This is a genomic window from Lactobacillus melliventris, assembly GCF_013346935.1.
GTDB lineage: Bacteria > Bacillota > Bacilli > Lactobacillales > Lactobacillaceae > Lactobacillus.
In genome coordinates this window covers 1-8,914 of the sequence record NZ_JAAEEB010000017.1, presented here as the reverse complement: position 1 = coordinate 8,914, position 8,914 = coordinate 1, and the positions used below count along the sequence as shown (strand labels likewise).

At 33.3% G+C, this 8,914-nt stretch carries 9 protein-coding genes; 3 read left to right on the top strand and 6 right to left on the bottom strand.

Annotation, left to right across the window (positions count from 1 at the left end; genetic code table 11):
* Positions 1-671: 671 nt before the first annotated feature.
* The 4 genes from GYV61_RS09565 to GYV61_RS09550 all read right to left on the bottom strand — a co-directional run bounded on the left by GYV61_RS09565 (position 672) and on the right by GYV61_RS09550 (position 3,602).
* Positions 672-989: a phage holin, LLH family gene (locus tag GYV61_RS09565; RefSeq protein WP_038521156.1), complete on the bottom strand. Its 318-nt coding sequence runs from the start codon at positions 987-989 to the stop codon at positions 672-674.
* On the bottom strand, positions 982-1,245 hold the full coding sequence (locus GYV61_RS09560; RefSeq protein ID WP_038521153.1) for a hypothetical protein: 264 nt from the start codon (positions 1,243-1,245) through the stop codon (positions 982-984). The genes GYV61_RS09565 and GYV61_RS09560 overlap by 8 nt, the downstream gene beginning before the upstream one ends.
* Before the next feature lie 110 nt (positions 1,246-1,355).
* Positions 1,356-2,405: a helveticin J family class III bacteriocin gene (locus tag GYV61_RS09555; protein ID WP_046333027.1), complete on the bottom strand. Its 1,050-nt coding sequence runs from the start codon at positions 2,403-2,405 to the stop codon at positions 1,356-1,358.
* A 195-nt stretch (positions 2,406-2,600) separates the two neighbouring features.
* Positions 2,601-3,602: an SLAP domain-containing protein gene (locus GYV61_RS09550; RefSeq protein WP_052059623.1), complete on the bottom strand. Its 1,002-nt coding sequence runs from the start codon at positions 3,600-3,602 to the stop codon at positions 2,601-2,603.
* A gap of 373 nt (positions 3,603-3,975) precedes the next feature.
* Between GYV61_RS09550 and GYV61_RS09545 the strand changes: the two genes are divergently transcribed.
* The 3 genes from GYV61_RS09545 to GYV61_RS09535 all read left to right on the top strand — a co-directional run bounded on the left by GYV61_RS09545 (position 3,976) and on the right by GYV61_RS09535 (position 5,664).
* Complete coding sequence (locus GYV61_RS09545) at positions 3,976-4,494, top strand: hypothetical protein (protein WP_038521150.1); 519 nt, start codon at positions 3,976-3,978, stop codon at positions 4,492-4,494.
* A gap of 401 nt (positions 4,495-4,895) precedes the next feature.
* On the top strand, positions 4,896-5,399 hold the full coding sequence (locus GYV61_RS09540) for a hypothetical protein (RefSeq protein ID WP_038521147.1): 504 nt from the start codon (positions 4,896-4,898) through the stop codon (positions 5,397-5,399).
* A 25-nt stretch (positions 5,400-5,424) separates the two neighbouring features.
* Entirely contained in the window at positions 5,425-5,664 is a 240-nt protein-coding gene (locus GYV61_RS09535) for a hypothetical protein (protein ID WP_038521144.1), read from the top strand.
* A 376-nt stretch (positions 5,665-6,040) separates the two neighbouring features.
* On the opposite strand, the gene GYV61_RS09530 is transcribed toward GYV61_RS09535, so the two are convergent.
* Together GYV61_RS09530 and GYV61_RS09525 are read right to left on the bottom strand one after the other, a co-directional pair.
* Positions 6,041-6,682, bottom strand: a complete 642-nt coding sequence (locus GYV61_RS09530; protein ID WP_038521162.1) for a hypothetical protein — start codon at positions 6,680-6,682, stop codon at positions 6,041-6,043.
* 21 nt (positions 6,683-6,703) lie between these two features.
* On the bottom strand, positions 6,704-7,312 hold the full coding sequence (locus tag GYV61_RS09525; protein WP_038521159.1) for an aggregation-promoting factor C-terminal-like domain-containing protein: 609 nt from the start codon (positions 7,310-7,312) through the stop codon (positions 6,704-6,706).
* Positions 7,313-8,914: the final 1,602 nt, after the last annotated feature.

Sequence of the window (8,914 nt, the reverse complement as noted above, 5' to 3'; positions counted from 1 at the left end):
CCTCGTACTATGTTCTGTCCTTGCTACTGCCGTATGTTCCACTGCTGCCTGCTCGCCTTACGCATGAGTAATTCTGACCAGACAGTAGTCGTCTGTACCGCCCTGACCTGGTTCGCTTAACTGCTGGTCGTCACCGCCACTTGCCCCACTGCATTCGTTACGTGCTTTCGGAAATAGATTTATTACTTGAAATGGCTCTATTAAACCTGTCCCTTTTTTCAACTTTGTCCTGTTGGTTCGCTTGATAACGGAAAAGACCTCCGGGCTAATCTTTTAACTCGAAGGTCTTTTTAACTTCATCTCTTGAATTTTTAAGTATTTTTGTTATACTTAATTTAATTGATGAAGCTAATCTGTTACCCTGCAAAAGTTTGAGATTAGCTTTTTTCATGCCTTGATTGTCCTTATTGGCAATCAAGGCATTTTATTTGCTTGTTAAAGTAATCATACCATAGAAATATCAAATTCTACTAATTTTTTTAAAATTAATAGTCTTTTAGACTGAGAGTAGTATTCTATCAAGCTTAAAAGCTTTCTAGATTAACAACAAATTGCTGCCAGCGTGTTTTAATGGCTAATTATCATTAATCTAATAAATTATATAATTCAACTACCTGCTCATTAAGTTCTTGTATGATTTACGCAATTTGCTAAATCTGCTTTGTAGGCATTCAACTACGTCTTGTTTTAGTTTGATTATAAGCATTTTGTACCAATCCAGCAGCCACATTCTTGGTTAATGGTACTTTTAACTTTTTTGCTTGGATCATTAATGTATCAGTAGCTGTCTGTTTTTTATCTGCACCAGATTTCTCACTTTTAATAGCTTCCTCGTTAACTAAAACTTGAGCAAGCTTATACCATACATCTAACTTATCTGCTAAAGATTTATTACGTTCTTTAATATATGGATAAATACCAACAAGAATAAACGCAATTATTACAGCTAGCGTGCTTAACAATTGTAAAATAGACGTTAATTTATCCATCAATATCACTTCTCTCCTTGACAGTAGTAAATTGTGCTGCCTTTAATTTACGAATTTTTTCTTTTAAATGATCAATTTCATTTTCATCATTAAGAAACTTTGTACGATAGTATTTTACTTCGTTATATAATCGTCGCCGTTCTTTATCATTTGCAGTATTTCTTGTTTTTACATGCCACTGATAAAAATTGATTAGCATTGAAACGAGTCCACAAAAGGCAGTTGAGGTTAGCAAAATTATCAGTTTTTTATACATTATGCATATTCCTCCTTGCTATTTTGGTTTGTATAAAAGAAAGAGTCTCAACAGTAAGTGAGCTGTTTGAGACTTTTAAATATTTTATGATCTATTTATAAAACTTATTACTACTCTGGGTCATTCCAAGTAATTTCATAAATTCTACTGTGCAAAGTCTTTAATGTAGTTGCGTCATGATATGAGACCGTTAAATATGCATCATTTTTATTAATTACTTGAATACTTTCAAACTCAGTAACAAATTTACTCCGATCTAAGACTGAACCATTATTGTGATCATTATTATTAGCATTCAAATTAATTCTATGCCAGTTCTCTGTGCTATTCCAATCCACTAATCCATTCGGCAGTTTTTGATAACCATAAGGTATTTTATAAATATAACGATCTTGAGCTACCCCTTGACCTACATCATCTGTTTTAGGTGCAGCTTCACTTGAAATATAGATATTTTTTTTATCGTCTATATCAAAGCCCTGAATTGATCCAACAGCAGATGTAAAATTCTCAATTTTAAATGCATAAGAACAACGAAATTGATCAAGCGGATAATTTGTAGGACCACCATTGAGAGCTTTATTAATTTCATTCACTGAGTAGAAACCAAAATGAGCCGTTCCACTTGTATCAATAGTAACAATCAACATATCTAGATAATTTGGAGAAACCGCAGCTTCGGATCTAAGCAAATTAACTCCTGGATAAACTACATTATCATCATAGCCTGCTCCTGCTCTATTAAGAGCTGACAACCTAGGCATCTGTGTATTTTTCGTATATTTTTTATTTTGAAATTTTACCCTTGCTATTTGAGTAGCCCAGTAATATTTAGAGCTTGAAAGTTTTTTAGGTTTTGTACCAATAAACCACTCACCATTGCCGTTAGGTCCAGCATATTCCCAAGTTTGTGTATGAGAACCTGCTGTACCACTCTTTTTAGCACCCTTTAAAAATAACCGAAAATGCTTTTCGCCTTTTGTAAATTGTGCATTAAATCCATCTTTTCTTGCTCTATAAACTACAGTATCTGTACCTTTGGCCAATTGCTGCAACGCATATATATATTTAGTTGCTACATTACCTTTTTGAACAACTACCTGATGGAGACCATTCAATTCATATTTCAAACTTGGCGTTACACTAGATACTTTTCTCATATCGAAACTCCTTTACTAATTGAAAAAATAATTATCTATCCAAATCTTTAATCTCGAGATCATAATTAAAATAGCACGTAAGGAGGAATTAAGCCGACTAATGTCGGCTTAATTCTTTGTTGGAGGAATTGTGCAAGTTTTAAGCAAAAAAAAAACAATGAGGATTCATTGCTTTTTATATTTAACTTTATTCTTTTATATTTTTTCTATGTTGGCTGGCGTGACATCAGCTGCTGTATTTATTGGCTTTAAATGATTGCCAAAAGTATATTTAGCAGTCGAAGCTTTCACAAAATTACAGTTTGACATCGATGAAGGTGAATCTAAAACTTCATAAAATAGTTCTGCTTTTTTATCTGCTGGAACCCATATATATCTTAATCCTGTAACCGAAACCGTATCACCTGAACTAAACCATGAATCGTCCGCAAATTCTCCTTTTATATTATAAAGATATGCGTCATTCACAAATCTTACATGCATGATATTAGTATACGGTATTAGTTGCTGACGAGGCTGCGTTTTAAGGTCGTCTCTTAAAACAAACAATTTTTTATTGTTTTTTATGCGGAATACTTCTAGAACTCCATTATCAAGCATATCAATTTTAGTCGTCCCTGCTAGTTCTTCTCTATTACTGCGACGATCAACCACTAGTTTCGTACCCTTTTTGACATATTTATTGGTAAATTCACCTTTATTATTAACAAGATTTGCTTTTGTAAAATCTTTATCAGAAGAAAATGGCGATGATGCTATTGTAACAGTAGCATAATTAGTAAATAACTTATTTCCATTGATACTATCAACATTTATAGCTTTAATATAACCGCCATGACCGATGTTGTAGTATTGTTTACCTTTAATTGTTTTATATGGTAGATAATACCAGTTCATATCTTTGTCATTAAAGGAATAACGCTTGGTATCTGGATCAGATAGGGCTTTAATTTTGCCAACATATCTTACTAAAGCACCCTTTTTTAGCAGCCCATTCGTTTTAAGATAAGAATACTTTTTCTTACCCTTTTTGTTATAAACACGAGTCTTATGATTCAAGGTTAGCTTGCCTTGCTCAGAATTTACATTTGACGTAGTAGTTTGAGCTTGATCAATATTAGTTGTAGTAACTGCTAATGATGTTGTTGTCAATATTCCAGCTAATAAGCTAATAAACAATTTTTTGTTAATTTTCATTGTAATTACTCCTTTATCCTTAAATTCTAATAGCTATCTGGTTAATTGTCTATTAAGGCTACCTTTACTGGACCAGGCAACCTAATATAAATATTAGTCGAAGTAGTGCTAAGCCAAATGGCTATCAGTTTTAAAAGATTTATAAAAAACTTCGTGAAAAATAAAGTGCGATCCTCGCATGCAAAAGAGACATACTAGACGTCTAGGCAATCCATTTGGATTGCCTTTTTGTATATCTACACTTTTGAAATCTACGTGTGCTTCTATGTTTTAATAAAACCCTCTTTACTCTTTTGAGGACTTCGTCCTGTTATTGATATATAATAATATATAGAAATATATAGTAATATATAGCAATATAAGAGAAATATATATGAAAGATATAAGAGAAATAATTGATATAATAGTACCTACAGCATCTAATAAAGAAGTAGCAAGATATAGAACAAGGATTAATTCGTATATAAAAAAATATAAGATAATATATAAAAAAGAAAATAGAAAAATGGTTCTTGATGAATCAGAAGCGAAGAAAGTCATTGCTCATTTTAAAAATGGTGAAGTAGGTTCTGCTAGATCAATTAGTAAAACTGATTACGTCAGACATTTGGAAGAAAAAGTAGCGAAACAACAAGAAGAAATTGATCAGCTTAATAATCGATATTTAAGTAAAATCGAGGAGCAGAATAAAGAGTTAAGAGAAGCTAATAGGGCTTTAGGAAAAAAGTTTGATCGGTTAATGCAGCTTATGAACCAACAACAACAGTTACATGGCAGAGACCAAAAGATAAAAGAGCAGGGCTCTTTAGAACGTAAGGAAAGAAACATTGATAATGAACTAAAAGAGCCAGTTCGAAAAAATGAACACTGGTGGCAAAAGATTTTTAAATAATTGGGCATAAGACCTTGAGGCATCTTAAGATCACTTCTAACTGACTTATAATCATTCGCTAACAATAGGGAACTTAATGTTTAAAAGTAACGTATTCAAAGTTATTTTGACAATAATTTCACCTACTATAATATTAATTTTCACTGTATTTTTTAAATAAGTAATCAATATTTCAAATGACTCGTAAGAGTCATTTTTTATTTTATCTTCTAGTTATTAATCTTTGAAAAACTTGATAATTTCATATTATAAAGCACAAATTAACTGGATATTTAACGAACTATATGTTTATATATACATGATTATTTTTTAATATTATTTGTTGACAAATTTTTATGCTGAACTATGGTTTTAATATCAATGTCGACATTGATCTAAAATATTATGAAAGGCGTACTATTATGAAAAGTACCATTAAAAAATTGGGAATTTCTCTTGGGGCAGCAAGTTTTATAGGAACGACTATGGCAACAACTGTAGTAAATACATTTGCTGCTACGGACAACTCCGTAAGTAATTCCAATGAAAATCAAAACAACAGTTCATATGGGGCATTGTACGGTTCATTAACTAAAGATCAACAAGATGAGTTTGATCAAATTGTTAATGGTGCTGGACTTAATGAGGAGCAGCAGAATACTCTCTTACAAGACAAAATTACTGAACAAAACAATAACCTGACACGTGGCTTAAAGTTAGAAACAATTAAGAAAATTGCCAAATACGTTGCTAAAATTACTGGTAACAGTTTAAAAACTAAGCCACTAAAAGCTTTTGTAAACTTTCTAACTGATTATGAAGGTAAAGCTGAAGATGGTATACGATATGCGCTAATTCATTATCTTCACCTTAACAGCACAGTCGCTTACTGGACGGCACGAACAGTCGTATTTATCTATCTTTAAATAATCTAAAAGGTGTGACTATAACATGAATACTACTTTAATAATAATCATTATCTTGGCTCTAGAGCTTCTGCCAATCGATACTTGGCTTGCCAGATACAATATGACGCTTGCTATGCCTATCCTTTTTACTTTAGCGTTGATTGCTGTGTTTCTCCTCTCTTTAGTGGGCTTTTCAAAAGCTTTTCATTGGTATGATTATCTAATAGCAGTTATTACATGTGTTTATGAATGGATGATATTCTTCAAAAATAACAAAAAATAAGCAAACCAAAACTCAAATACGCAAATTAATTACAAATTAAGCAGATTAAATACCTAATCAAAAAAATAATTCCATATATACCAAAGCAACTTAACATAATGTACATTAAGCGAAGTTGCTACGAAACTTAGTGCTACAAGGCTTCAAACTGCAGCAAAAAAATGTTTGTGAATTTGAAGCCGTATAGCAAAAGGGAAGACTGATTTAACAGCCTTCCCTTTTTTCATTACCTGGTAATTTCACAATTAGACCAATTGCTTCATACCAGCTTATTTGTTACTTTTAATCTTTAACTTTAAATTGCTCCGTATGCTTCGTAAATTAATAAGAAAATCACTTTGATAGCAGCAGTAAATTAAAAACTTGTTTACTTGTCTTACAGGCTACCAATTAGAAGAACAGGAATATTAGCAAAAACTTCATTATCAATCCATTGCTTCAATTGAGTAATTGATTCTTGAGCCAATTTTTTATCTGAACCCTTTAATTTATTAGCCAATTTTTCGGCAGTGACTAGCTTTTTTGCTATTTTCTCTTTAGAAGTATTAGTGATCATTTCTACTTCGGTTTTTATTAATGGTTTAAGAGATTTTTTATGACCATTTACATTGTATGTCCCGGTTAAAAAATTAGTCCAAAACTTATATTTGCCATTTTGCGACACAATATGAACTAAAGAACCATTTTCTACTGATATAGCGCGATCTATTTTGAATAACATGTTTTTAGCGAAAACTTTTTTAGCATGCTTCAAACTATATTTTTTAAGTAAGCCATTTTTTCTTTGATACAATCCGCCATCAGTAGTAGCTATATTTTTAGCTAACTTGAAAACATAGCCAGCTTTAGTCAGTTTGTTAGACCATGTTTTATCAGACACACCCTGATTATTGACTACAGTATTTGTATCGCTTACGTCAGCTGCTTTAACAGGCACATAATTACTGCTTGTTGCACTAAATATCAAGCTTGCACCAAAAACAGCTGCAAATGCTGCTATACTAAGTGATCTTTTCATTTTTACCCAACCTACTTTGATTTAATACCAGCCATGAGCTTGCCAAAATGCTTTAGCTTTTACCCAACTTCCACTATAACGTTTGTGAATATATATCGTAGCAGCTTTTTCTTGATTAGCTATACTATAGTCGCCATTAAGATATGCTTTATCTAACTGAAAGCGACCGTAATGCGTACCGTTAGAAACATAATAATTGTATCCTGATTCTCTCTTTGCAATCCAAAGTTTAGCTGAACGTTCTGCACTACTTAAACTATCATAATATTTTTTCTTAATACTTGCTGGTACACCATCATAAGGTCCGAACGCCTGAGGTCCTACTACGTTTTCTACAGAGCCAACATTTTGTGGCAAATAAATAGGCGTACCATTAGGTAAGGCTTTATCGGGATCGATATTATCATTTAAAGCTTCAACTACAGACAAATCTAAATTATTATTAATTGCAATTTGTCTTAATGAATCGTTATCATAGTTTGCTACAGGATTTATATCATATTTAGAAACAGGACTTTCTACACTATCACTTGTTGCCTCAGCTTTGACACTTGTTACCGCTAATGGAGTTGCAACTGTCGCAAAGGTTGCAGCAGCAACACCTAATCCAACAACATACTTAAATTTCATAATTAATTCTCCTATAAACGTATATTAAAATATTATAATGATATAATGCCTTAATAAATTAATATTTTAATATCGAGATTATATATCTTTAATTAATTTTATTCAATTATTTATACCTATAAAAATAGCCTAAGATAAAATCTTAGGCCTCACTTTTGTACTACTTAAGTAGTTCGTTAAGAATATCTTTGACGATATTCAACACATCTCGAATTGCGGTAATTACAAGATACAAAAGAATTAGAATTAGAACATCAGACACGTCTTTTCACCTCCTTTATGAGAAGCCAGTCAACTTCTCAAGATAGTGCACTAAACGCGCAGGATTATTTTACCAAATTTTTATTTTCATGATATAATTTTTATAGAATTAGATAACGTCAGACATGTTTAACTAAACGTGTAAGCAGGTTCAGTCACTTGCAAGACGTCTAAGGCGGTCCACAAGGATCGCTTTTTTTATATATTTATTTTTTATTCTCTTCTAACTTACCAACAACAGCTTGCCTAATTTAGCCCCTATTAGCCCCTGTGAGCCGTTTTTTCGCCCCCGGGTATACTTACACCTGATTTTCCACCAAATGGACGACTTCCTAGCAAAAATGACTGTCCCAATTTTTTAAAAGTAAACAAAATCATTCCTCAACTATTTTGCCTACTTTTATTTTTTACCCCCCCGCTCTCCATTACATCTAAAGTGAACCTGGCATTCAGCGGAGCTAAAATACGGTTTTTGATACGATCTTTGCCTTTAGAAGAATGCTGCTCTACCAGGATTTGTAACAATCCCAATGTGGGACTGTCAGCTCCCTTTCACAAACCCAGATGAGGCTTTTGGCTCTACACCAATATTCACAACAGTCCCACGGTGGGATATTTCGCAAAAAAAGTGCTAGCAGGCAGCTGCTGTTAGAAAACGCTTGGCACCGCCAAGCTCTCACCTTACGTTAAGTAAGTGATAGCAGTTTCCCTTATGCTCTTTCCTAGGAATTTGTGAAATTCCAAGGTACAAGCAATAAAACAACTTTTTCCAAACAAATAAACAGCCACAAAAAACCAGGTCAATCTCTTACAAGTAAAACCAAAACACTACTCAACACCCTAACCTACACCTAAACCATAAAAGACTGCTGAGCCAAAATCTACTACGCCAGTTGCTCCACCTAAACCTAAAACAAGATCAAACAATTAACCTAAACTGCCAATTACTGCTCATGGCAGTGGGCAGACTGGCCCCATAAGGTAACTAACATAACCGCAAAGCGGTTAGTTAGGTAATTTCCCCTTGCAATAAGGAGAAGAAACTATCTAACTAACCGCTTTGTCGATCGTTGGTTACTAATCTGGCCACAAAGGACCAGCATACATTTAAGCTAAAAAACGCCCTGCACAGTAGCCGAGCCGTTGTTTTTTGTCGCTCCAAAATATGATCTGAAGGTCTGGGCAACGCCATATGCTAACCCCAGCCAATAGTACCTCGTACTATGTTCTGTCCTTGCTACTGCCGTATGTTCCACTGCTGCCTGCTCGCCTTACGCATGAGTAATTCTGACCAGACAGTAGTCGTCTGTACCGCCCTGACCTGGTTCGCTTAACTGCTGG